The organism is Streptomyces sp. JHA26 (assembly GCF_002005565.1).
Lineage (GTDB): Bacteria > Actinomycetota > Actinomycetes > Streptomycetales > Streptomycetaceae > Streptomyces.
This window is the reverse complement of the sequence record NZ_BDJC01000086.1, coordinates 1-23,309: the sequence shown is the minus strand read 5'-3', so window position 1 is coordinate 23,309 and position 23,309 is coordinate 1. Positions and strand designations below refer to the sequence as shown.

Annotated in this window: 15 protein-coding genes; 6 read left to right on the top strand and 9 right to left on the bottom strand. The window is 73.4% G+C overall.

Features of this window, described 5'->3' with window-relative positions; genetic code table 11:
• Nucleotides 1–580, bottom strand: a 580-nt coding sequence (locus JHAT_RS31610) for a maltotransferase domain-containing protein (RefSeq protein WP_143660558.1), incomplete at its 3' end; no start/stop codon positions are given.
• A gap of 453 nt (nucleotides 581–1,033) precedes the next feature.
• On the opposite strand from JHAT_RS31610, the gene JHAT_RS31605 reads away from it, so the two are divergent.
• Nucleotides 1,034–3,682 (top strand): glycosyltransferase family 1 protein, encoded by a 2,649-nt coding sequence (locus JHAT_RS31605; RefSeq protein ID WP_077801717.1) that lies wholly within the window; start codon nucleotides 1,034–1,036, stop codon nucleotides 3,680–3,682.
• Nucleotides 3,683–3,737: 55 nt separating this feature from the next.
• On the opposite strand, the gene JHAT_RS31600 is transcribed toward JHAT_RS31605, so the two are convergent.
• From JHAT_RS31600 to JHAT_RS31570, 7 genes are all read right to left on the bottom strand, one after another.
• Nucleotides 3,738–4,247: a DUF1990 family protein gene (locus JHAT_RS31600; RefSeq protein WP_077801716.1), complete on the bottom strand. Its 510-nt coding sequence runs from the start codon at nucleotides 4,245–4,247 to the stop codon at nucleotides 3,738–3,740.
• A 74-nt stretch (nucleotides 4,248–4,321) separates the two neighbouring features.
• Entirely contained in the window at nucleotides 4,322–5,971 is a 1,650-nt protein-coding gene (locus JHAT_RS31595) for a M4 family metallopeptidase (protein ID WP_077801715.1), read from the bottom strand.
• Nucleotides 5,972–6,297: 326 nt separating this feature from the next.
• Nucleotides 6,298–8,328 carry a M4 family metallopeptidase gene (locus JHAT_RS31590; RefSeq protein ID WP_171991152.1) on the bottom strand — a complete coding sequence of 677 codons (2,031 nt, stop codon included), beginning with the start codon at nucleotides 8,326–8,328 and terminating at the stop codon, nucleotides 6,298–6,300.
• A gap of 292 nt (nucleotides 8,329–8,620) precedes the next feature.
• Nucleotides 8,621–10,420 (bottom strand): ABC transporter ATP-binding protein, encoded by a 1,800-nt coding sequence (locus tag JHAT_RS31585; RefSeq protein ID WP_077801713.1) that lies wholly within the window; start codon nucleotides 10,418–10,420, stop codon nucleotides 8,621–8,623.
• On the bottom strand, nucleotides 10,417–12,306 hold the full coding sequence (locus tag JHAT_RS31580) for an ABC transporter ATP-binding protein (protein WP_253195672.1): 1,890 nt from the start codon (nucleotides 12,304–12,306) through the stop codon (nucleotides 10,417–10,419). Before JHAT_RS31580 ends, JHAT_RS31585 begins: the two co-directional genes overlap by 4 nt.
• Nucleotides 12,303–14,171 (bottom strand): ABC transporter ATP-binding protein, encoded by a 1,869-nt coding sequence (locus JHAT_RS31575; protein ID WP_077801712.1) that lies wholly within the window; start codon nucleotides 14,169–14,171, stop codon nucleotides 12,303–12,305. The genes JHAT_RS31580 and JHAT_RS31575 overlap by 4 nt, the downstream gene beginning before the upstream one ends.
• Nucleotides 14,168–16,027, bottom strand: a complete 1,860-nt coding sequence (locus tag JHAT_RS31570) for an ABC transporter ATP-binding protein (RefSeq protein WP_077801711.1) — start codon at nucleotides 16,025–16,027, stop codon at nucleotides 14,168–14,170. The genes JHAT_RS31575 and JHAT_RS31570 overlap by 4 nt, the downstream gene beginning before the upstream one ends.
• A gap of 30 nt (nucleotides 16,028–16,057) precedes the next feature.
• On the opposite strand from JHAT_RS31570, the gene JHAT_RS31565 reads away from it, so the two are divergent.
• The gene (locus JHAT_RS31565; protein ID WP_107482083.1) at nucleotides 16,058–16,261 is read left to right on the top strand and encodes an alpha/beta fold hydrolase; all 204 of its coding nucleotides are present in this window, start codon (nucleotides 16,058–16,060) and stop codon (nucleotides 16,259–16,261) included.
• Nucleotides 16,262–16,294: 33 nt separating this feature from the next.
• On the opposite strand, the gene glgX is transcribed toward JHAT_RS31565, so the two are convergent.
• Nucleotides 16,295–18,553, bottom strand: a complete 2,259-nt coding sequence (gene glgX, locus JHAT_RS31560) for a glycogen debranching protein GlgX (protein ID WP_077801709.1) — start codon at nucleotides 18,551–18,553, stop codon at nucleotides 16,295–16,297.
• A 162-nt stretch (nucleotides 18,554–18,715) separates the two neighbouring features.
• Between glgX and JHAT_RS31555 the strand changes: the two genes are divergently transcribed.
• From JHAT_RS31555 to JHAT_RS31540, 4 genes are all read left to right on the top strand, one after another.
• A complete protein-coding gene (locus JHAT_RS31555) occupies nucleotides 18,716–19,954 on the top strand; it encodes an Ig-like domain-containing protein (RefSeq protein WP_077801708.1) in 1,239 nt (412 codons plus the stop codon).
• 142 nt (nucleotides 19,955–20,096) lie between these two features.
• Nucleotides 20,097–21,356 carry an Ig-like domain-containing protein gene (locus JHAT_RS31550; RefSeq protein WP_253195671.1) on the top strand — a complete coding sequence of 420 codons (1,260 nt, stop codon included), beginning with the start codon at nucleotides 20,097–20,099 and terminating at the stop codon, nucleotides 21,354–21,356.
• Nucleotides 21,357–21,695: 339 nt separating this feature from the next.
• Complete coding sequence (locus tag JHAT_RS31545; RefSeq protein WP_077801706.1) at nucleotides 21,696–22,463, top strand: enoyl-CoA hydratase/isomerase family protein; 768 nt, start codon at nucleotides 21,696–21,698, stop codon at nucleotides 22,461–22,463.
• A 272-nt stretch (nucleotides 22,464–22,735) separates the two neighbouring features.
• Nucleotides 22,736–23,239 (top strand): ATP-binding protein, encoded by a 504-nt coding sequence (locus JHAT_RS31540; RefSeq protein ID WP_171991151.1) that lies wholly within the window; start codon nucleotides 22,736–22,738, stop codon nucleotides 23,237–23,239.
• The last annotated feature ends 70 nt before the right edge of the window (nucleotides 23,240–23,309 follow it).

Sequence of the window (23,309 nt, the reverse complement as noted above, 5' to 3'; positions counted from 1 at the left end):
ACGCGGCCGGACGCGTCCCGTCCCGCAGCGCGTCGACGGCGGCGAGCAGGTCCCGGCGCCCCCCGCTCTCCGGCACGTCCGCGGCGGCGCGCTCGTACAGCCGCGCACCCTCCTCCAGGACCAGCTCCGTGTCGAGGCCGGCCGGGATCTTGATCCGCGCGTGGTGCCGCCAGGTGGTGACCGGATCACCCCACGCCTCGACGGTGTACGACCACAGGCCGGGCTCCCCGGCGGTCACCGTGGCCCCCCAGCGGTCGGTGCCCGGGGCCAGCTCCCGCATCGGCGTCCACGGGCCCGGACGGCCCTCGGGGTCCTTCAGCACGACGTTGGCCGCCACCGCGTCGTGGCCCTCCCGGAACACGGTGGCCGATATCTCGAACGCCTCGCCGGTCACGGCCTTGGCGGGCCGACGCCCGTGCCGGACGACGGGGCGCACGTCGAGGACGGGGATGCGCCCGACGGCGGTCGAGCCCTCGGCCGAGGACGGTTCCGGAACCGCCGGGCCGGCCTCGGCCTGGCGCCCGGGGACCGCTCCGGCGCCGGGTGCGGTGGGGACTGACGAGTGGTGCGTGGCGGGCATGACCGCTCCTGTCCGCGTCAACGAGGGTGGGCGGATGGTTTTCCGGGGAGGTGGGTCCTGCGGGGTGTTTGCCTGTGCGTACCGCAGGAGCCTTCCCCCACTGTTCGGGTGGGCAATCCGGCACTTTGTTAACTACTCGCGCGTATGTCGACACATGCGGTGGGCCCTGACCGAACGCCTTCCCGCGCGGCGCTCCCGCAATCAGTGCCCCCGCGACATGTGCAGCTTTTCGTGCGGGACGACGTGCCACAAGGAGGCCGATGGGGAAAGATCCGGCCATATCGACACGCCGGTACGGGCCGGCCCGTACCGGCGCCCGGGGCGAGGCCGTTCGGGCCGATTCGGAGGTCACGGGGCGAAGCTCCCGGCGAGGGACATGGCGGCGCCGGTAACGTCGTGAGCGACGAGGTAACACACACCCCGTCCAATCGAGCGAACGCGCAGAGGTGGAGTGTGAAGGCGATCCGTCGACTGACCGTCCGTCCCGTTCTCCCCGATCCCCTCCGGCCGCTCAGCGAGCTGGCCCGCAACCTGCGCTGGTCCTGGCACGCGGAGACCCGCGACCTCTTCCAGTCCGTCGACCCCGAGCGTTGGGCCGCCTGCGGCCGCGACCCGGTACGGCTGCTCGGCACCGTCCCGGCCGCGCGCCTGGCCGAGCTGTCCGAGGACCGCCGGTTCCTGCGCCGGCTGGCCGGGGTGGCCGACGACCTCGACCACTACATGACCGGCGACCGCTGGTACCAGGCCCAGCCGGGCCGGCCGCCCGCCGCCGTCGCCTACTTCTCACCCGAGTTCGGCATCACCGCCGCCCTGCCCCAGTACTCCGGCGGCCTCGGCATCCTGGCCGGCGACCACCTCAAGGCGGCCAGCGACCTCGGGGTGCCGCTGGTCGGCGTCGGCCTGCTCTACCGGCACGGCTACTTCCGCCAGTCCCTGTCCCGGGACGGCTGGCAGCAGGAGCACTACCCCGTCCTCGACCCCCACGAGCTGCCGCTGGCCCTGCTCAAGGAGTCCGACGGCACCCCCGCCCACGTCGCCCTCGCGCTGCCCGGCGGCCGGGAGCTGCGGGCCCGGATCTGGCTGGCCCAGGTCGGCCGCGTCCCGCTGCTGCTCCTGGACTCGGACGTCGAGGAGAACGACCTCGGCGAACGCGGCGTCACCGACCGGCTCTACGGCGGCGGCAGCGAGCACCGGCTCCTCCAGGAGATGCTGCTGGGCATAGGAGGTGTCCGGGCGGTACGGACGTACTGCCGGCTCACCGGCCACGCCGAGCCGGAGGTGTTCCACACCAACGAGGGCCACGCCGGCTTCCTCGGCCTGGAACGCATCGCCGAACTCTGCGACCGCGGCCTGGAGTTCGCATCGGCACTGGAGGCGGTCCGGGCGGGCACCGTCTTCACCACCCACACGCCCGTCCCGGCCGGCATCGACCGCTTCGACCGCGACCTGGTCGCCCGCCACTTCGGCCCCGGCGCCGAACTCCCGCGCATCGACGTCGAGCGCGTCCTCGGGCTCGGCATGGAGACCTACCCCGGAGGCGAACCGGGCCTGTTCAACATGGCCGTGATGGGCCTGCGCCTCGCCCAGCGCGCCAACGGCGTCTCCCTGCTGCACGGCGGCGTCAGCCGGGAGATGTTCTCCGGCCTGTGGCCCGGTTTCGACGCCGACGAGGTGCCGATCACCTCCGTCACCAACGGTGTGCACGCCCCGACCTGGGTCGCCCCCGAGGTGTTCCGGCTCGGCGCCCGGCAGATCGGCGTCCAGCGCGCCGAGGACGCCCTGGCCGTGGGCGGCTCGGACCGGTGGGACTCCGTCGCCGACATCCCCGACCAGGACATCTGGGAGCTGCGCCGCACCCTGCGCGAGCAGCTGGTCCAGGAGGTGCGGGAACGGCTGCGCGCCTCCTGGCGGCAGCGCGGCGCGGGGACGGCCGAGCTGGGCTGGATCGACGACGTCCTCGACCCGGACGTGCTCACCATCGGGTTCGCGCGGCGCGTCCCGTCGTACAAGCGCCTGACGCTGATGCTGCGCGACCGCGAGCGGCTGACGGAGCTGCTGCTGCACCCCGAGCGGCCGGTCCAGATCGTCGTCGCCGGCAAGGCGCACCCGGCGGACGACGGAGGCAAGCGGCTGGTGCAGGAGCTGGTGCGGTTCGCGGACGACCCGCGGGTGCGGCACCGCATCGTGTTCCTGCCCGACTACGGCATGGCGATGGCGCAGAAGCTCTACCCCGGCTGCGACATCTGGCTGAACAACCCGCTGCGGCCCCTGGAGGCCTGCGGCACCTCCGGCATGAAGGCGGCGCTCAACGGCTGCCTCAACCTGTCCGTGCTGGACGGCTGGTGGGACGAGTGGTACCAGCCCGACTTCGGCTGGGCGATCCCCACCGCCGACGGCGCGGGTGGGGGCACCCCCACGCTTTCGGCAGTGGGGAACGACGCCGACCGGCGCGACGCCGTAGAGGCCGACGCCCTCTACGACCTGCTGGAGCAGCGGATCACCCCCCGCTTCTACGAGCGGGGCGCGAGCGGGCTGCCCGACCGGTGGATCGAGATGGTCCGCAGGACCCTGAGCCTGCTCGGGCCGAAGGTGCTGGCCGGCCGCATGGTCCGGGAGTACGTCGAGCGGCTGTACGCCCCGGCGGCCGAGGCGCACCGCGCGATGGACCCGGACTCCGCCCGGGCGCTCGCCGAGTGGAAGGCCCGGCTGCGGGCGGCCTGGCCCGGCGTGAGCGTCGACCACGTCGAGACGTCCGCGCCCGCCGCCACGGCGGAGCTCGGCTCGACGCTCGGGCTGCGGGTGCGGGTGAACCTCGGCGACCTCGCCCCGGACGACGTGGAGGTGCAGGCGGTCTCCGGCCGGGTGGACTCCGAGGACCGCATCACCGACGCGACGGCCGTGCCGCTGAAACCGGTGGGCGGACCCGACCTGGAGGGCCGCTGGGTGTACGAGGGCCCGCTCGCGCTGGACCGCACCGGTCCCTTCGGCTACACGGTCCGCATCCTGCCCGCGCACCGGCTGCTGGCCTCCCCGGCGGAGGCGGGGCTGGTCGCGGTGCCGTCGGACGAGCTGGGGGAGGCGGCGGGGCTGCTGATGAGGTGAGCGCCCCGGGAGCGCCCGTGCCGGTGGGGGGCGGCGGCGGTGGCGGGAGTGGGGTTCAGTCCTCGTCCCCGCCGCCGCTCAGCCGCCGCAGGACGGTGCCGCACCGGCGGGCGTAGGCGTGCTGGAAACCCCGGGTCGCCGGCCCGCCGGCCTTCGCGTACCACTTGGCCGGGCGGCTGAAGGCGGTCACGGTCAGCCAGACCGTGCCGTCGCCGGTGCGGTCCACGACGAAGGCCTCCTCGCCGGACTCGGGGTGGCCGGGCAGCGTGCCGTACGCCCAGCCGGCCCGGCGGTGCTCCTCCAGCGTCCACACCACCCGGCAGGGCGCCTTGATCATCCCGGCGAGGGTGACGGTGACGTCGACGCCCGGTGCGGCGCGGTCCGCGCTCGCGTCGATGCCGACGCCCATCGCCCGGTGCATCTCCCAGGTGAGCAGGGCCTCGGCCGCCCGCCGGAACACCGGTTCGCCCTCCCCGAGGCGCGTGCGTACGCGCATGGGGCGGAAGCCGGGCGGGCAGCGGTCCTGCTCGCGGGTGGCGCCGACGTCGTCGTACGTGAAGGACATGGGTACCAAGGGTAGGGCGGCACCCGGGAACCGGTGGTTCCGGGTGCCGCCCGCCGTGCCGGTGCCCGTACCGGTCAGTTCACGTTGATCGCGGACCAGGCCGCGGCCACCGCCTTGTACTCGGTGCTGGTCGAGCCGTACAGGGACGAGGCCGCGTTCAGGGTCGCCGTGCGGGCGCCCTTGTAGTTGGTCGTCGACGTCATGTACGTGGTCAGCGCCTTGTACCAGATCTGCAGCGCCTTGGCGCGGCCGATGCCGGTGACGGTGGAGCCGTTGTACGTCGGGGAGTTGTAGCTGACCCCGTCGATGGTCTTCGCCCCGCTGCCCTCGGCGAGCAGGAAGAAGAAGTGGTTGGCCGGGCCCGACGAGTAGTGCACGTCGACGCTGCCGAGGCTGGAGGACCAGTAGTCCCTGGACGCGCCGTCCTTGCTGGGCCGGTCCATGTAGCGCAGCGGGGTGCCGTCGCCGTTGATGTCGATCTTCTCGCCGATGAGGTAGTCGCCCTTGTCGGCGGCGTTGTTGGCGTAGTACTCCACACCGGTGCCGAAGATGTCGCTGGTGGCCTCGTTGAGGCCGCCGGACTCGCCGCTGTAGTTGAGGCCGGCGGTGTTGGAGGTGACGCCGTGGCTCATCTCGTGCCCGGCCACGTCCAGCGAGGTCAGCGGGTTCGTGTTGCCGTAGCCGTCGCCGTAGGTCATGCAGAAGCAGCTGTCGTCCCAGAACGCGTTGACGTACTGGCTGCCGTAGTGGACCCGGGAGTAGGCGGCCTTGCCGTCGTTCTTGATGCCGTTGCGGCCGAAGGTGTTCTTGTAGAAGTCCCAGGTGACCTGCGCGCCGTAGGCGGCGTCCACGGCGGCCGTCTGGTCGCTGGAGGAGCTGGAGGCGGAGCCGGTGCCCCACACGTCGTCGGCGTCGGTGAACAGCGTGCCGGTGCCGGAGGTCCTGCGGGCCAGGTTGTACGTCTTGTGGCCGCCGCGCCCGGTGTCGTAGAGCTGGTACGTCGACCCCGACTTGTAGGTGCCGAGGGTGACCGTGCCCGAGTACAGGCTCCTGCCGGAGCCCGTCTCGATGCCCTGGTACTCGTGCAGCTTGGCGCCGGTGGCGGCGTCGGTGATGACGTGCAGCTCGTTGGGGGTGCCGTCGTCCTGGAGGCCGCCGACGACGGTCTCGTAGGCGAGGACCGGCTTGCCGTCGGCCGCCCAGATCACCTTGCGGGGCGCGGAGCCGGCCGCGGTCTGCGACGACCCGGCGTCCTTCGCGGCGACCAGCGCCTGCTGCTGGGCCTTGGCCGCGGTGATCTTCGGCGTCACCGTGGCGACCTTGATGGCGGCGTTCGTCGCTCTGGTCACGCCCTGGGTCGCGCCGGACTTCGCCTGGTGCACGACGAGGTCGCCGCCGAGGACCGGCAGCCCCTCGTAGGTGCGCTCGTAACGGGTGTGGACGGTGCCGTCGACGTCCCGGACGACGTCCTTGACGACCAGCTTCTCCTGGGCGCCGAGGCCTATCTGCCGCGCCGTCGAGGCGGCGGACTGCTGCTGCTCCTGGATGAGCGCGGTGCGGGCGGAGTCCGACAGCAGCACCGGGGCGCCCGGCAGGGCCTTCGGCGCGGCGGTGTCGGCGGTGGCGCTGCCGGCGGTCAGGCCGGTGGTGAGCAGCGCGCCGGCCGCGACGGCGGTGGCGACGGCCAGCGTGCTGCGCTTGTGGCGCGCGAAGAGGGAGGACACACAAGCTCCTTCGGTGGGGAGTCCGGGCGGCGTGGGGTGGCCGGCCGGCGTTGACTGCGAAGTTGTGCGGCGGGTGACGGAAGAGTGGCACTGACGCCGCGTACATGTCATCGGGGTCGAATGATGTTGGCCGAAAGTAGACGTCCGGGTGAATGTTGCGGGCATGTGAACCGGCGTGACCTCGGCAAAACCGCAATCCCGCCCGTGCATGGGCTTGGCAAAAAAAGGGGGGCATGGGGAGGGCGCCGCCCCGGGGAGTCGAACCTCCGGAGACGGCGCCCTGACTGGGGTGGGGCCGGTGCGGGCCCGCGGACGGGCCGGCGGGCCTACGGGAAGGTGAGGCGCCAGGCGTCGATGTAGCCGGTGTCCGCCGGACCCTGGTCCTGGACGCGCAGCTTCCAGGTGCCGTTGGCCGATTCGGACGAGGCGTTGACCGTGTAGGTCTCGTGCACGTCCTCCGCCGGGTCGTAGCCGCTGTTCTTCAGGCGGTACGTCGACCCGTCCGGGGCCACCAGGTCGATCCGCAGGTCACCGCGCCAGGTGTGCACGATGTCCACGCCCACCTGGAGGTTGCTCGGCGCGTTGCCGGTGCGGCCGGAGACCGTGATCGAGGAGGTCACCGCGGCCCCGTAGTCGGGGATGTTCACGTTGGTGGTGTTCTCGACGGTCGTGCCGCCCCCGCCGCCACCGCCGCCCGAGCGCGAGCCGACGTTGATGGCCGCCCACGCGTCCTGCACCGCCTTGTACTCGGCGCTGTCGGTGCCGTACAGCTCACCGGTCGCCGCGAGGGTGCCGGTGCGGGCGCCCGCGTAGTTGGTGGTCGACGTGAACTTCGTGGTCAGCGCGCGGAACCAGATCTTCTCCGCCTTCGCGCGGCCGATGCCGGTGACCGGCAGACCGTCCGAGGTGGGCGAGTTGTAGGTGACACCGTTGATGGTCTTGGTGCCGCTGCCCTCGCTCAGCAGGTAGAAGAAGTGGTTCGCGGGTCCCGACGAGTAGTGGACGTCGATCCCGCCGAGGCCGGAGTACCAGGAGTCCTTGGACGCGCCGTCCTTGCTCGGCTTGTCCATGTAGCGCAGCGGGCTGCCGTCCCCGTTGATGTCGATCTCCTCGCCGATGAGGTAGTCACCGACGTCCGAGGAGTTGTTCGCGTAGAACTCGACCGAGGAGCCGAAGATGTCGCTGGTGGCCTCGTTCAGACCGCCGGACTCGCCGCTGTAGTTCAGGCCCGCGGTGTTGGAGGTGACGCCGTGGGTCATCTCGTGCGCGGCCACGTCGATGGACGTCAGCGGGTGGGTGTTGCCCGAACCGTCGCCGTACGTCATGCAGAAGCAGCTGTCCGACCAGAAGGCGTTGACGTAGTTGTTGCCGTAGTGGACGCGGGAGTACGCGCCCACACCGTCGCCGCGGATGCCGGAGCGGCCCTGGACGTTCTTGTAGTAGTCCCAGGTCAGCGCGGCGCCGTAGTGGGCGTCGGCGGCGGCGGTCTCGGTGTTGGACGCGCTGCCGTTGCCCCACGTGTCGTCGGAGCCGGAGTAGAGCGTGCCGGTGCCGGACGTGCCGTGGTTGAGGTTGTACGTCTTGTGGTTGCCGCGCGTCGTGTCGGTCAGCGTGTACGACGACCCGGACTGCGCGGTGCCCAGCGTCACCGTGCCGCTGTACATGGTGTTGCCGGTGCCCTCGTGGATCGCCTGGTACTCGTAGAGCTTGGCGCCGGTGGCCGCGTCGGTGACGACGTGCAGCTCATTCGGTGTGCCGTCCTCCTGGAGACCGCCCACGACCGTCTCGTACGCCAGGACCGGCGTGCCGTTGCCCGCCCAGATCACCTTGCGCGGGGCGCGGTCGGTGTCCGGCCGCGCGGCGCCGGCGGCCTTCGCGGCGGAGACCGCCTGCTGCTCGGCCTTGGCGGCGGTGATCCTCGGCGTCACGGTGGCCGGCTTGATGGCCTTGGCCGTGGCCTTCACGACCCGCTCGGTCCTCCCGGACGCGGCGGTGGTGACGACCAGGTCGCCGCCGAGGACGGGCAGCCCGTCGTAGGTCCGCTCGTAGCGGGTGTGCAGCGTGCCGTCGCGGTCCTTGAGCACGTCCCGGACGACCAGCTTCTCCTTGGCGCCCAGGCCCAGGTCCTCGGCCGTCGCGGCCTTGGCGGCGTCGGCGTCCCGGATCAGTTCCGCGCGCTGGGCCGGGGTGAGCTTGACGGACTCGGCGCCCGGGGCGGGGGCCGGCCGCGGGGCCGCGGTGGCGCCGCCGGCCTGGAAGGCCGTGGCGATCAGCGCGGCCACACCGGCGAGGGCGACGCCCGCCGCCCGGCGGTGCGTGATGTGGGAGGTGCGTCTGTGGGGAGTGTTGCTGCTCAACACTGACTCCTTCTGCGTGGCCGCGGGTCGCGCGGCCAGGGGAGACCGGACGGCGGGTGAGCCGACCGGGCAGAACTCGGTGGTACGCAGAAACCACGTGCAAGGAGCTGGCCACGGCGCGGCGCCGACAGGAAGCTGTGGGGGCGCTGTGGAGCGGCCGTGGGAAGAGTGGCAGGAGATCCCGCCTCTTGTCAGGACCGCGTCAGTAAGTTGGCCGGAAATCGTTCGTTGACCGGGCGTTCATGTTCGATATACGGATGCGTTGCCTCAGGTGCCCGTACTGACCGCCCGCTCAGTCGGCGGCCGCCGCCGTACCGCCGGCGGAGGGCGCCCGGCCGTGCCACGACCCCCACAGCGCCGCGTACGCGCCACCGGCCGCCACCAGCTCGTCGTGCGTGCCGAGTTCGGTCAGCCGGCCGTCCTCCATCACGGCCACGCGGTCGGCGTCGTGCGCGGTGTGCAGCCGGTGCGCGATGGCGATGACCGTACGGCCCTCCAGGACGGCGGCGAGCGCGCGCTCGGTGTGCCGGGCCGTCGTCGGATCCAGCAGGGCGGTGGCCTCGTCCAGGATCAGCGTGTGCGGATCGGCCAGAACCACCCGGGCGAGGGCGAGTTGCTGGGCCCGGGAGCCGTCGGTGCGGCCGCCGCCGTCGCCGCCCAGCTCGGTGCCCAGGCCGTCCGGCAGCTCCCGCACCCACTCCTCGGCGCCGACCGCGGCGAGGGCGGCCCACAGCGCGTCGTCGGTCGCGTCCGGCTCGGCGATGAGCAGGTTGTCGCGGACCGTGCCCAGGAAGACGTGGTGCTCCTGGGTGACCAGCACGACCTGCCGGCGCAGCCGCTCCGGGGCGAGCGCGACCACGGGCACCCCGCCCACCGTCACCGACCCCTCGTCCGGCGCGTCGACACCCGCCAGCAGCCGGCTCAGCGTGGACTTGCCCGCCCCGGACGGCCCCACGACGGCCAGCCGTTCACCCGGCCGCACGGTCAGGTCCACCCCGCGCAGCACCTCGCCGCCCCGGTCGTAGGAGTAGCGCACCCCGGACACGTCGATGCGGTCGTCCGCCGGGACCGCCGCATCGTCCACCGCGGCCCGCGGAGCCAGGGCCAGCCCCTCCACCCGGGCGAAGGAGGCGCCGCTGCGCTGGAGTTCCTCGAACCGCATCAGCACCTCGTCGAGCGGCACGGTCAACTGCTGGAGGTACAGCGCGCAGGCCACCACCGCCCCCACGCTCACCGTTCCGTACGCCTGCAGGACCCCGCCCGTCAGCAGCACGCCCCCCACGGGCACGACGTAGGACACCTCGACCACCGGGAAGAGCACGCTGCGCAGGTACAGGGTGCGGAACCGGGCGCGCCGCGAGACCTCCAGCGCCTTCCGGCTCGTCGCGACACGCCGGTCGGCCAGCCGGAAGGCCTCGATCGTGCGGGCCCCCGCCACCGTCGAGGCTACGACCTCGGCGACGTCCGAGTTGGCCGCCCCCTCGGCGAGGTAGCCGTCCCGGGCCCGCCGCAGGTACCAGCGCAGCGCCCACCGGATCGGCATCAGCAGCACCAGCGCGACCACGCCGAGCGGCGGGGAGAGCACGAACACCGCGGCGCCGAGGAACAGCGCCTGCACGGCGTTGACCAGCAGCTCCGGACCGGTGTCGCGCAGCGTCGTGCCGACCGTGGTCACATCGGCGGTGCCCCGCGTCGTCAGGTCCCCGGCGCCCGCACGCTCCACCGCGGACGCCGGCAGCGCCAGGGCCCGGTCCACGAACCGCTCCCGCACCCGGGCCAGCGTCCGCTCGCCGAAACGGTGTCCCACGTAGCGGGCCCAGCGGGCCAGCAGCAGCTGGGCCGCCGAGCAGAGCAGGATGGCGAGCGCCATCCGGTCCACGGCGTCCACCCCGCCCCCGGCCCGCACCTCGTCCACGATCCGGCCCAGCAGCCACGGCCCGGCGAGCCCGGCCAGGGCCGCGAGCGCGTTCAGGCCGAGCAGCGCGGCGAACGCCCGCCCGTCGGCGCGCACCAGGCCGGTCATCGCCCGGCGCACGGCGGCGCGCTCGGCGACGGGGAGCTGTCCCGGCGTGTCCGGTGTCCGCGGTGTCATCGCACGGCCTCCCCGCCCCGGGCGTCCCGGGCGTCCTCGGTGTCCTCAGCGTCCTCGGTGTCCCGCGCGACCAGCTGCCGGTACCCCGGCTCGGCGTCGAGCAGTTCGCGGTGGCTGCCGGTGGCCGCCACCTTGCCGTCGACCAGCCAGTGCACGACGTCCGCCCGGTCGAGCACCAGCGGGGACGTGCCGGCCAGCACGGTCGTACGGCCCTCGCGCGCCGTCCGCAGCCGCTCGGCCACCGTCGCCTCGGTGTGGGCGTCCAGCGCGGAGGTCGGCTCGACGGCGAGCAGCACCTCCGGGTCGGCCAGCAGGGCGCGGGCGAGCCGGACGCGCTGGCGCTGGCCGCCGGAGAGACTGCGGCCCTGGGCGGCGACGGGGGTGTCCAGCCCCTGCGGCAGACCCCGGACGACGTCGTCGGCGGCGGCCGCGCTCACGGCTCGGGACAGGCGCGCCTCCGAGGACGCCCCGGACGCCCCGGCATGCCGCCGGCCCCCCGCGGGCTCGTGACGGCCGGCCGCGCCCGCGCGGCGGAGCCGCCCACCGTCGTCGTCCGCGTCCCCGGGGCGCGATCCGCCGGCGCCGAGGACCTCGCGCAGGGTGCCCGCGAACAGGTCGGCCTCCGCCTCCGCCACCAGGATGCGCTCCCGCACCCGCGCCAGCGGTATCTCGGCCAGGGGGACGCCGCCCCAGGTGACGCCGGAGGGGGCGTACCGGCCGAGGCGGTCGATCACGGCGGCCGCGTCGGCCGGCCGCGCCCCGGCCAGCACGGTCAGCCGCCCCGGCGGCACCCGCACCCCGGACTCCGGGTCGTACAGCACCGACGGCCCGGCCGGGGCGTCACGCGTGCCCTCGTCCGGCTCGGGCTCCAGCCGCAGGAACGCGACCACCCGACGGGCGGCCACCACGCCCCGGTTGAGCTGCTGGCTCATCTCGATCAGGAACACCACCGGCCAGCCCAGCGCCACGACATAGCCGTACACCGACACCAGCTCGCCCACGCTGATCTCCCCGCGCACGGCCAGCCGGGCGCCCAACCAGGTCACCACCCCCAGGAACAGCGTCGGCAGCCCCACCCCGAGGGCCTGGATCCAGCTCGTCACCGCCCCGACCCGGTACCCCTGCTCGCGCAGCCGCGCCGAATCCCGCCGGAAGGCGTCCGCGACCAGGCTCTTGCCGCCCAGCCCGTTCAGCACCCGCAGCCCGCCCACCAGGTCGCCGATCCGCGCGGTCAGCACGCTCTGCCGCTCCCGGTACTCGGTCTCCCGGCCCTGCAACCGGCCCATCAGCGGCCCCATCAGGACACCCAGCACCGGCACCCCGAGCAGCACCACCAGGGCGAGCCGCACCGACACCGACAGCACCAGACCGCCGATGGCCGCGTACGCCACGACGGCCCCGAAGCCCGGTCCGACCGCCGTCAGGGACTGGCTGATCGTCTGCACGTCGCCCACCCCGATGGTGACGACCTCACCGGCCCCCACCTGCCGCCGCAGCGCCGCGCCGAGCCGGGTCGCGTGTCCGACGACCACCTTGACCGTGCGGAAGTTGGCGTCCATCCGGACCCGCGTCATCACGCGGTGCCGCAGGACGCCCAGCCCCGCGTTGACGGCCCCCGCCGCCACCAGCGCCGCCGTCCAGCCGGCCAGCGCGCCCGGGTCACCGGGCTCCAGCCCGTGGTCGACCGCCCGCGCCATCAGGTACGGCGTCGCCGCCAGCAGCACCATCCACACGCTGGCGAGCACCGCCCCCGCCGCACAGCGCCGCCACTGCCGCCCGACCAGCCACCACAGGTACCGCCAGCCGCCCCGGAGGTCGGGCGTGCCCGGATCCTCTTGGGCGTCGATCGAGGCGCCGCCCGTGCGCCACCCCCCGGCGCCGTTCACGCGAGACTGTCCCGCCACGCCCGGTGCAGGTCCGCGAACCGGCCCGCCCCCGCGATCAGGTCGGCCGGGACGCCGTCCTCCACGATCCGGCCGTGCTCCATCACCAGCACCCGGTCGGCGATCTCCACCGTCGACAGCCGGTGCGCGATCACCACCGCCGTACGGCCCTTCAGCACCGTCGCCATGGCCCGCTGCACCGCCCGCTCCCCGGGGACGTCCAGCGAGCTGGTCGCCTCGTCCAGGATCAGCACCGCCGGGTCGGCGAGCAACGCCCTCGCGAACGCCACCAGTTGCCGCTGGCCCGCGGAGATCCGGCCGCCGCGCTTGCGGACGTCGGTGTCGTAGCCGTCGGGCAGCGCGGCGATGAAGTCGTGGGCGCCGATCGCCTTCGCGGCCCGCTCGATCTCCTCCCGCGTCGCCTCCGGACGTCCGATGGCGATGTTCTCGGCGACCGTGCCGGAGAACAGGAACGCCTCCTGCGTCACCATCACCACCCCGCGCCGCAGTTCGGGCACGGCCAGGTCGCGCAGGTCGGTGCCGTCCAGCAGGACCCGCCCGCCGGAGGGGTCGTAGAACCGGGCGAGCAGCTTGGCCAGCGTCGACTTGCCCGCACCCGTCGAGCCGACCACGGCGACGGTCTGCCCGGCCGGGATCGTCAGGTCGAAGCGGGGCAGCACCTCGCCGCCGGTGCGGTAGCCGAAGCGGACCGCGTCGAAGACGACCTCGCGCCCGGGGTGCTCGGACCTCGGCGGAGGCAGCTCCTTCGGCGCGGCCGGCTCGGGCACCGACGGCGTCTGCGCCAGCAGCCCGGCGATCTTCTCCAGCGAGGCCGCCGCCGACTGGTAGGAGTTCAGGAACATGCCGAGCCGGTCGATCGGGTCGTACAGCCGGCGCAGGTACAGCACCGCCGCCGCCAGCACGCCCAGCGCCAGCGTGCCGTCCGCGACCCGGTACGCGCCCCACAGCACGATCCCCGCGACGGCCGTGTTGGCGACCAGCCGGGAGCCGACGACGTACCGGGCCATCTCCAGCAGCGCGTCGCCGTTGGTCCGCTCGTGCCGCCGGTTCAGCACGGCGAAGTCGGCGTCGTTGGCGGCCTCCCGGCGGAAGGCGCGCACCGGCCGGATGCCGTTCATCGTCTCCACGAACTTCACGATCACCGCCGCGATCGCCGTGGACCGCTTGCGGTACACGCGCTCCGCGCGCCGCCGGTACGTCCGCACCAGCCCGTACAGCGGCACGAACGAGGCCACCGCGACCGCGCCGAGCCCGAGGTCCAGCCACAGCAGCATCGCCGAGATGTAGACGAAGGACAGGACGACGGTGATCAGCTCCTGCAGTCCCTCGCTGAGCAGCTCCCGCAGCGACTCCACGTCCGTGGTGGAGCGGGAGATGAGCCGCCCGGACGTGTAGCGCTCGTGGAAGTCGACGCTGAGCGCCTGCGCGTGCCGGAAGATCCGGCCCCTGAGGTCGAGCAGCACGTCCTGGTTGACGCGGGCGGACGCGGCGATGAACGCGTACTGCAGGGCACCGGCGGTCAGCGAGCACAGCAGGTACCCGGCGCCGACCGCGATCAGCGGACCGTGGTCGTGGTCGCGGAAGGCCGGCACGGCACGGTCGATGGCGTACGCCACCAGCAGCGGACCGGCCTGCACGGCCGCCTGCTGGAGCAGCAGGAGCAGCACCGTGACCGCGACGCGGACCCGCAGGGGCGCCAGCAACGAGCGCAGCAGGGCCGCCGTGGCGCCCGGAGGGCTGGGCAGGACGTCGCGGTCGAAGTCGTCGCCGGTGTGCTCCGCGCCCCCGGACCGGGGCGGATCCTCCGCCTCGCCGGGAGCGGGCGGGGATGTGAGGGGGGCCGTCATCGCCGGTGTTCCTCCTGTTCGCCCGCGCCGGACATCAGATGGGCGTACTCGGCGTTCGTGCGCAGCAGTTCGTGGTGGGTGCCGACGGCGGCGATCCGACCCCGGGACAGCAGAGCCACCCGGTCGGCGAGCAGCACGGTGGAGGGGCGGTGCGCCACGATCAGCGCGGTGGTGTCCGCGAGCACCCGGCGCAGGGCGGCCTCGACAGCGGCCTCCGTGTGCACGTCCAGCGCGGACAGCGGGTCGTCGAGGACGAGGAACCTCGGTTCCCCGACCACGGCCCGGGCGAGCGCGAGGCGTTGACGCTGCCCGCCGGACAGACTGAGGCCCTGCTCGCCCACCTGGGTGTCGGTGCCCTCGGGGAGGGCGTGCACGAAGTCGGCCTGCGCGACGGCGAGCGCCCGCTCCAGCGCGTCGGAGCCGGCGCCCTCACCGGCCCCCATCAGCACGTTCTCGCCGACGCTCGCCGAGAAGAGCGTGGGCTCCTCGAAGGCCACGGCGACCAGGGCGCGCAGCTCCTCGCGGGGCAGGGCGGTGATGTCCTCGCCGTCCAGCGTGATCCGGCCCTCGGTCACCTCGTGCAGCCGGGGGATCAGCGCGGTCAGCGTGGTCTTGCCACTGCCGGTCGCGCCGACCAGGGCCATGGACTCACCGGGACGGACGTGCAGGTCGACGCCGTCGAGGACGGGCGGGGAGTCCGGGGGAGCGTCGGGGTAGCGGAAGCGGACGTTCTCGAATGTGAGCCCAGCCGCGGGCGGTCGTGCCTCCCCCAGTGCCCGAACGGCCTGGGAGGCACCCCGCGACGCCGGGTCGCGCTCCCCGCCCCCCGGCACCGACGCACGGTCACCGACACCCCCCGGAGACTCGACCTCCGCGTCCATCACCTCGAAGTACCGGTCCGTGGCCGTCGCCGCCTCCTGGCTCATCGCCAGCAGGAACCCGATGGACTCCACCGGCCACCGCAGCGCCAGCGCCGTCGACAGGAACGCCACCAGCGTCCCCGCCGACAGCTCCCCGTCCGCCACCTGCACCGCCCCCACCACCAGTGCCGCACCGATCGCCAGCTCCGGCAGCGTCACGATGACCGCCCAGATGGCCGCCAGCAGCCGCGCCTTGCGCAGCTCCGTGCCCCGCAGCGTGTGCGACAGCTCGTGGAAGGCGCGGGCCTGGCTGCGGTGCCTGCCGAAGCCCTTGATGATGCGGATGCCGAGCACGCTCTCCTCGACCACGGTCGTCAGGTCCCCGACCTGGTCCTGCGCGCGCCGCGCCACCTCGGAGTACTTCTTCTCGAAGACGGCGCACGTGATCATCACCGGAACGGCCGGTCCGAGGACGACCAGCCCCAGCGACCAGTCCTGCACCAGCATGATGCCCACGCCGACCAGGATCGTGACCCCGTTGACCAGCAGGAACGTCAGGGGGAAGGCGAGGAACATGCGCAGCAGCATCAGATCCGTCGTCCCCCGGGACAGCAGCTGCCCCGAGGCCCACCGGTCGTGGAAGGCGACCGGCAGCCGCTGCAGACGCCGGTACAGATCCGCCCGCATCCCCGCCTCGACGCCCGCGAGCGGCCGGGCCACCAGCCACCGCCGCAGCCCGAACAGCAGCGCCTCCGCCAGCCCGAGCAGCAGCAGGTACAGCGCGCCGAGCCACACGCCCGCCGGGTCCCGGTCGGCGACCGGCCCGTCCACCATCCACTTGAGGACGAGCGGGATCACCAGCCCCACGCACGAGGCGAGGATCGCCACGAACGCGGCGGCCGACAGCCGCGCCCGCACGGGGCGGACGTACGGCCACAGCCGCAGCAGGGAACGCACGGCGGAACGGTTCTCGGCGGGTACGGGCGTCGTGGGCATCGGCAGCGAGCCTACGGTCCGCCACGGACAGTGCCCACCGAGTTTTCGTCGGCCCCGGGGGTCGTACGGAGGCACCGGCCGGACGGCCCGTGCGCCGTCGAGCGCACCGGCCGGCGCACCGCCCGGACCGTGCCGGGTGCGGAGCTGATCGAGTACCCGAACGCCGGGCACGGCCCGTTCGTCACCCACCGGGACCGGCTCAACGCCGACCTGCTGGAGTTCCTCGGGCGGTGACCCGGCCGCGACCGGGTCACCGGGCGGACCGGCTCAGCCCACCCTGAGCAGCAGCGCCGTCCGGGCCGGCACCGTGATCGGGCCCCCCGCCGCGTACTCCTCGCCCGGCGCCCGCGACTGCTCCTCCCGGCCGGTGTCCACGACCACCTCGTACCGCTCCGCCCACGGCGTCGCCGGCAGCACGAAGTCCACCGGCTCCTCGCCGGCGTGCAGGAGGGCCAGGAAGCTGTCGTCGGTGATCGGCGCGCCGCGCTCGTCCCGGCCGGGGATGTCCCGCCCGGACAGGTACATGCCGAGGGTGGCGGCGGGGGCGTACCAGTCGTCCTCCGTCATCTCCGTGCCCCGCGCGGTGAACCAGGCCAGGTCGCGCAGGCCGTCCGCGGAGTGCGCGCGGCCGGAGAAGAAGGCGCGGCGGCGCAGCACCGGGTGCCGGTGGCGCAGCGCGATCAGCCGGGAGGTCAGTTCGAACAGGGGGCGCCAGTCCGGGTCGTCCAGCAGGCTCCAGTCCACCCAGCTGGTCTCGTTGTCCTGGCAGTAGGCGTTGTTGTTGCCGCGCTGGGTGCGCCCCATCTCGTCGCCCGCGACCAGCATCGGCACGCCGGTCGACAGCAGCAGCGTGGTCAGCAGGTTGCGCAGCTGGCGCCGCCTGAGCGCGCGCACGCCCTCGTCGTCCGTCTCGCCCTCCGCCCCGCAGTTCCAGGACCGGTTGTCGTCCGCGCCGTCCCGGTTGCCCTCGCCGTTGGCCTCGTTGTGCTTGCGCTCGTACGACACCAGGTCGCGGAGCGTGAAGCCGTCGTGCGCGGTGACGAAGTTGACCGAGGCGTACGGCCGCCGCCCGCCCCAGGCGTACAGGTCGCTGGAGCCCGACAGGCGGTAGCCCATCTCCCGGACGTCCGGCAGGGCGTGCCGCCAGAAGTCCCGTACGGCGCCCCGGTAGCGGTCGTTCCACTCCGTCCACAGCGGCGGGAACGCCCCCACCTGGTAGCCGCCCGAGCCGACGTCCCACGGCTCGGCGATCAGCTTGACCCGGCGCAGCACCGGGTCCTGCGCGATCACCGCGAGGAACGGGGAGAGCATGTCGACGTCGTGCATCGAGCGGGCCAGCGCCGCCGCCAGGTCGAAGCGGAAGCCGTCCACGCCCATCTCCGTCACCCAGTACCGCAGCGAGTCGGTGATCAGGCGCAGGACGTGCGGCTGGACGACGTGCAGGGTGTTGCCGCAGCCGGTGTAGTCGGCGTAGCGGCGCGCGTCGTGCTGGAGGCGGTAGTAGCCGCGGTTGTCGATGCCCTTCAGGGACAGCGTCGGGCCCAGCCCGCCCGCCTCCGCCGTGTGGTTGTAGACCACGTCGAGGATGACCTCGATGCCCGCCGCGTGCAGCGCGCGCACCATCCGCTTGAACTCGCCGACCTGCTCACCGGTGGTGCCGGAGGCCGCGTAGGCGGCGTGCGGGGCGAAGTAGCCGATCGAGTTGTAGCCCCAGTAGTTCCGCAGGCCCCGCTTCAGCAGGTGGTCCTCGTGCGCGAACTGGTGCACCGGCAGCAGTTCGACGGCCGTCACGCCCAGCCTCACCAGGTGCTCCGTCGCCGCCGGGTGCGCGAGGCCCGCGTACGTGCCGCGCAGCTCCTCGGGTATGCCGGGGTGCAGCTTGGTGAAACCGCGCACGTGCAGCTCGTAGATGACCGAGTCCGCCCACGGCGTCTTGGGCCTGTGGTCGTCCGACCAGTCGTCGTCGTCGTGGACGACGACGCCCTTGGGGACGAACGGGGCCGAGTCCCGGTCGTCGCGCACGGTGTCCGCCACGTGCTGTTCGGGCCAGTCGCGGACGTGCCCGTACACCTCGGGCGGCAGCGTGAACTCGCCGTCCACCGCGCGGGCGTACGGGTCGAGCAGCAGCTTCGCCGGGTTCCAGCGGGCGCCGGTCCACGGGTCCCAGCGGCCGTGCACCCGGTAGCCGTAGCGCTGTCCGGGCAGCACGCCCGGCACGAAGCCGTGCCAGACCTCGTGCGTCAGCTCGGTCAGCCGCACCCGCCTCTCCCTGCCGCCGGGCCCCCGCTCGTCGAACAGGCACAGCTCGACCGCCTCCGCCCCGCCCGCCCACAGGGCGAAGTTGGTCCCCGGCACCCCGTCCGGACCCGTCCGGAACCGGGCGCCCAGCGGCACCGGCGTACCCGGCCAGGCCGGCACGGCGGGCGGCGGCGCGGCACGCCGCGCGCCGTTCACCACGACGGCGGGGCGCCCGTCCTCGGCGGCCCGCTTCCCGGCCACCGCCTCCTGCTCGGCTGCGCTGGACACCTGTCAGCCTCCTGCGGCTCGTGGAACGGCGTAGCGGAGACGGGAGAAGGGCGCACGGTGTCCCGACCGCTGCTCCCCGTCGCGTCGTCCTCCCCACTGTTCTGCCCACCACGTGGCTCGCACTCACGTTTCCCCAGGGCCGGCCGGTCGTTACGGGTGGATGTGAGGCACGTACATGGGCGCGCACGGCGCGCGGGGGCCGTCCTGGCCGCCGTCATGACATGGGCAGGACTGCTGGCCGGGGTCGCCGGATGCACCTCGGGCAGCAGCGGCATCAGCTCCGGCTTCGGGGAGGTGTTCGGCAAGCCGCCCGCTCCCGGGGACGTCATCCGCGTCACCCCCGACGACGCGAGCAAGGGCGTCCGGCCGGAGCGGGAACTGTCGGTGCGGGTGCCCGAGGGGCGCCTGGAATCGGTGAAGGTCGTCAGGTCGCAGGACGCGCAGGAGACCCCGGTGCCCGGCCGGATCTCCGCCGACGGCCGCAGCTGGAAGCCCGACGACGGCCGGCTCGCCCTCGCCGCGAAGTACACCGTCGACGCCGTGGCCCTGGACGGCCACGGCCGCCGCTCCGCCCGGCACACCACCTTCACCACCTACGTCCCCGAGGAACGCTTCATCGGCTACGTCGCCCCCGAGAACCGCTCGGTCGTCGGCACCGGCATGATCGTCTCGCTGGAGTTCAACCGCGAGATCACCGACCGCGCCGCCGTGGAACGCGCCGTCTCGGTGACCGCGAAGCCCGCCACCGAGATCCGCCCCCACTGGTTCGGCAAGGACCGCCTCGACTTCCGCCCCGAGGAGTACTGGAAGCCCGGCACGAAGGTCACCGTCGCCCTGAGGCTGCGGGACGTGGAGGGCGCGCCGGGGGTCTACGGGCTCCAGCACAAGACGATCTCCTTCACCGTCGGCCGCAGCCAGGTCTCGCTCGTCGACGCCGTCAAGCGGACCATGGAGGTGCGCCGGGACGGCACCCTGCTGGCCACCGTGCCGATCACCGCCGGGGCACCGACGACGCCCACCTACAACGGCAAGATGGTGGTCGCCGAGATGCTCGACGTCACCCGCATGAACAGCCGCACGGTCGGCTTCGGCGGCGAGTACGACATCCCGGACGTCCCGCACGCCATCCGCCTCACCAGCTCCGGCACCTTCCTGCACGGCAACTATTGGGCGCCCGCCGACACCTTCGGCCGGGCCAACGTCAGCCACGGCTGCGTCGGCCTGCGCGACGTCAAGGGCGGCGGGTCCGACACCCCGGCGGGCTGGTTCTTCGACCGCAGCCTGATCGGCGACGTCGTCGAGGTCGTCCACAGCAAGGACAAGACGGTCGCCCCCGACAACGGCCTCGGCGGATGGAACATGAATTGGACGGCCTGGAAGGCGGGCAGCGCGGTCCGCTGACCCGGGCCCACGGCGCCAACTCGGTACGGAACAGTGACAATTCCCTTGGCCGCAACGTCCCTGGCCTGCGGTTACGATGCGCCGGTGCGCGAGTGTGCGCACTGGGGCGCGGGCCGGAGCAGGCCCGGCGAGGGGAGACAAGGTGAACGTGCGTCCGATATCCGGGACGGCGTCGGTCGGCATCCGGGGGCGGAGCGGCAAGGGAACCGGCAGGGGACTGCCGGCGCTGGTGCTCGGCGTGCTGCTGGCGGTGAGCGCGTGCGGCGGGGGCGGTGCGGACCAGGGGGCCGGGAACGGCAAGGACGGGTCCGCCGAGGGCGCCACCGCCGCACAGAGCAAGCAGTCCGAGGCGGTCGTCACCATCGCGCCCGCCAACGGCGCGAAGGCCGTCGACACCAGCGGCGCCCTCAAGGTCGCCGCGGCCAAGGGGAAGCTCACCGAGGTCGTCGTCAAGGACGCCGAGGGCGACCCCGTCGAGGGGAAGATATCCGGGGACGGCGCCACCTGGACGCCGTCCACCCACCTGGCCGCCTCCACGGCGTACACCGTGCACGCGGTCGCCAAGGACTCCGAGGGCCGCACCGCGGCGGAGGACTCCCGCTTCACCACGCTGACGCCGAAGAACACCTTCATCGGCACCTTCACCCCCGAGGACGGTTCGAAGGTCGGTGTCGGAATGCCGTTCTCGATCCGCTTCAGCCGGGGCATCACCCACCCCGAGGACGTCGAGAAGGCCATCCGCATCAGGACCGAGCCGGCCGTCGAGGTCGAGGGCCACTGGTTCGGCAACGACCGCCTGGACTTCCGCCCGGAGAAGTACTGGCAGGCCGGCACCAAGGTCACCGTCGACCTCGCCCTCGACGGCGTCGAGGGCCGCGAGGGCGTCTACGGCAAGCAGAGCAAGACGGTCTCCTTCACCGTCGGCCGCAAGCAGGTCTCCGTCGTGGACGCCAAGAAGCTCACGATGCAGGTCGTGCGGGACGACAAGGTCCTCAGGACCGTCCCGGTCACCACGGGCGCCCCCGGGTACGAGACCTGGAACGGCCAGATGGTCATCACCGAGAAGCTCGCCGTGACCCGCATGAACGGCGAGACGGTCGGCTACGGCGGCGAGTACGACATCAAGGACGTCCCGCACGCCATGCGCCTGTCCACCTCCGGCACCTTCATCCACGGCAACTACTGGGGCGGCGACGCCTTCGGCAACCGCAACGCCAGCCACGGCTGCGTCGGCCTGCGCGACGTGCAGGGCGGCTGGGACGGCAAGACGCCCGCCGCGTGGTTCTTCGACAACTCGCTCATCGGCGACGTGGTGGTCGTCAAGAACTCCGACGACGAGACCATCGCCCCGGACAACGGCCTCAACGGCTGGAACATGTCCTGGGAGCAGTGGAAGGCCTGACCCTTCCGGCGCGAGCCGCGTACGGCCCCGGTGCCCTCGATGTGAGCGAGGGCACCGGGGCCGCAGCCGTTGACCCCCGCGCTGTGCCTGCCTGGGGGGCGACCCCCAGACCCCCGGCCGGGTGTGAGCGACGGCACCAGAGCCGCAGCCGTTGACCCCCGCGCTGTGCCTGCCTGGGGGGCGACCCCCAGACCCCCGGCCGGGTGTGAGCGACGGCACCAGAGCCGCAGCCGTTAACCCCCGCGCTGTGCCCGCCTGGGGGGCGACCCCCAGACCCCCGGCCGGGTGTGAGCGAGGGCACCGGGGCCGCAGCCGTTAACCCCCGCTAACCTGCGGAGCATGACCGTACATCTCGAAGTCGCGGACGGCGTCGGCACGCTGCGCCTGGACCGCCCGCCCATGAACGCGCTGGACATCGCCACGCAGGACCGGCTGAAGGAGCTCGCCGAGGAGGTCACGCGGCGCGAGGACGTGCGCGCCGTGGTGATCCACGGCGGCGAGAAGGTGTTCGCGGCGGGCGCGGACATCAAGGAGATGCAGGTGATGGACCACGCGGCGATGATCGTGCGCGCCCGTGCCCTCCAGGACTCCTTCACCGCGGTGGCCCGCATCCCCAAGCCGGTCGTCGCCGCCGTGACGGGCTACGCGCTGGGCGGCGGCTGCGAGCTCGCCCTGTGCGCCGACTTCCGCATCGCCGCGGACAACGCCAGGTTCGGCCAGCCCGAGATCCTGCTCGGCCTGATCCCGGGCGCGGGCGGCACCCAGCGCCTGTCCCGGCTGGTCGGCCCGTCCAAGGCCAAGGACCTGATCTTCACCGGCCGTCAGGTGAAGGCCGACGAGGCACTGGCGATCGGCCTGGCGGACCGCGTGGTGCCCGCCGCCGAGGTCTACGAGCAGGCGCACGCCTGGGCCGCCCGCCTCGCCAAGGGTCCCGCGATCGCGCTGCGCGCGGCGAAGGAGGCGATCGACACCGGCCTGGAGACGGACATCGAGACCGGCCTCGCCGTCGAACGGAACTGGTTCGCAGGTCTGTTCGCCACCGAGGACCGCGAACGCGGCATGCGCAGCTTCGTGGAGGAGGGCCCCGGAAAGGCGAAGTTCGTCTGAACACCGTCTCGCTGCACCGGCATCGACGCGGTGCCTGATCCAGGATCCCTCGGCGGGCGTTCGTGGCAGCCCCGGCGCACCCGTGGGCGCGCCTCGTCGAGGGAGGCCGGCGACTGTCCCCGGCCGGGCGGTCCGCGCAGGTCAATGACGCTGTTTGCGGTATCGAAATGCCTCTGGCACATGCCGCACGGCCCTCGTGGCGCTCCGGATTTGCTCCGGCGCATTCACCGGGAACGGCCCCGGAGCCCGTCGAAGGCGGCCATGATGGGGGGATGGCGGGGCTGGAGGGTACGGAACAGCCGCGGGGAGCCGGACGTGCGACCGCGGCGCGCTGGTCGCCGGCGGTCGAGGACGAACACGCGCTCAGGGCGCTGGAGCTGTTCGGCGATCCGACGGAGCGCGAGGTCCGGTTACCGTCCCGGCCCGAGTCCGCCGCCACCGCCCGCCGGCTGGCCCAGGTGGTGGCGCTGCGCCACTGGAAGGTGCCCTCCAGGGTGACGGAGGACACCGTCCTGCTCGTCTCCGAACTGGTGGGCAACGCCGTGCGTCACACCGGCGCCCGTGTCTTCGGCCTCCACATGCGCCGCCGCCCCGGCTGGATCCGCGTCGAGGTCCGCGACCCCTCCAGGGGGCTGCCCTGCCTGATGCCGGTCCAGGAGACGGATGTCAGCGGACGCGGACTCTTCCTGGTCGACAAGCTGTCCGACCGCTGGGGGGTGGATCTGCTGCCACGCGGGAAGACCACCTGGTTCGAGATGCGGGTGACGGACCGCTGAGACCGCCGCCCCGTCCCGCGCCTCGCCGGCCCGCGCCGCGCCCGCCGGACCGCACCGCGCCCGCCGTCCC

Coding starts and splice junctions, on each gene's coding strand:
- JHAT_RS31600 (WP_077801716.1), bottom strand. CDS start 4,247: ATGTCCTTCACGTACGACGACGTCGGCGCCACCCGCGAGCAGGACCGC.
- JHAT_RS31585 (WP_077801713.1), bottom strand. CDS start 10,420: ATGACACCGCGGACACCGGACACGCCGGGACAGCTCCCCGTCGCCGAG.
- JHAT_RS31575 (WP_077801712.1), bottom strand. CDS start 14,171: ATGACGGCCCCCCTCACATCCCCGCCCGCTCCCGGCGAGGCGGAGGAT.
- JHAT_RS31570 (WP_077801711.1), bottom strand. CDS start 16,027: ATGCCCACGACGCCCGTACCCGCCGAGAACCGTTCCGCCGTGCGTTCC.
- JHAT_RS31545 (WP_077801706.1), top strand. CDS start 21,696: ATGACCGTACATCTCGAAGTCGCGGACGGCGTCGGCACGCTGCGCCTG.
- JHAT_RS31540 (WP_171991151.1), top strand. CDS start 22,736: ATGGCGGGGCTGGAGGGTACGGAACAGCCGCGGGGAGCCGGACGTGCG.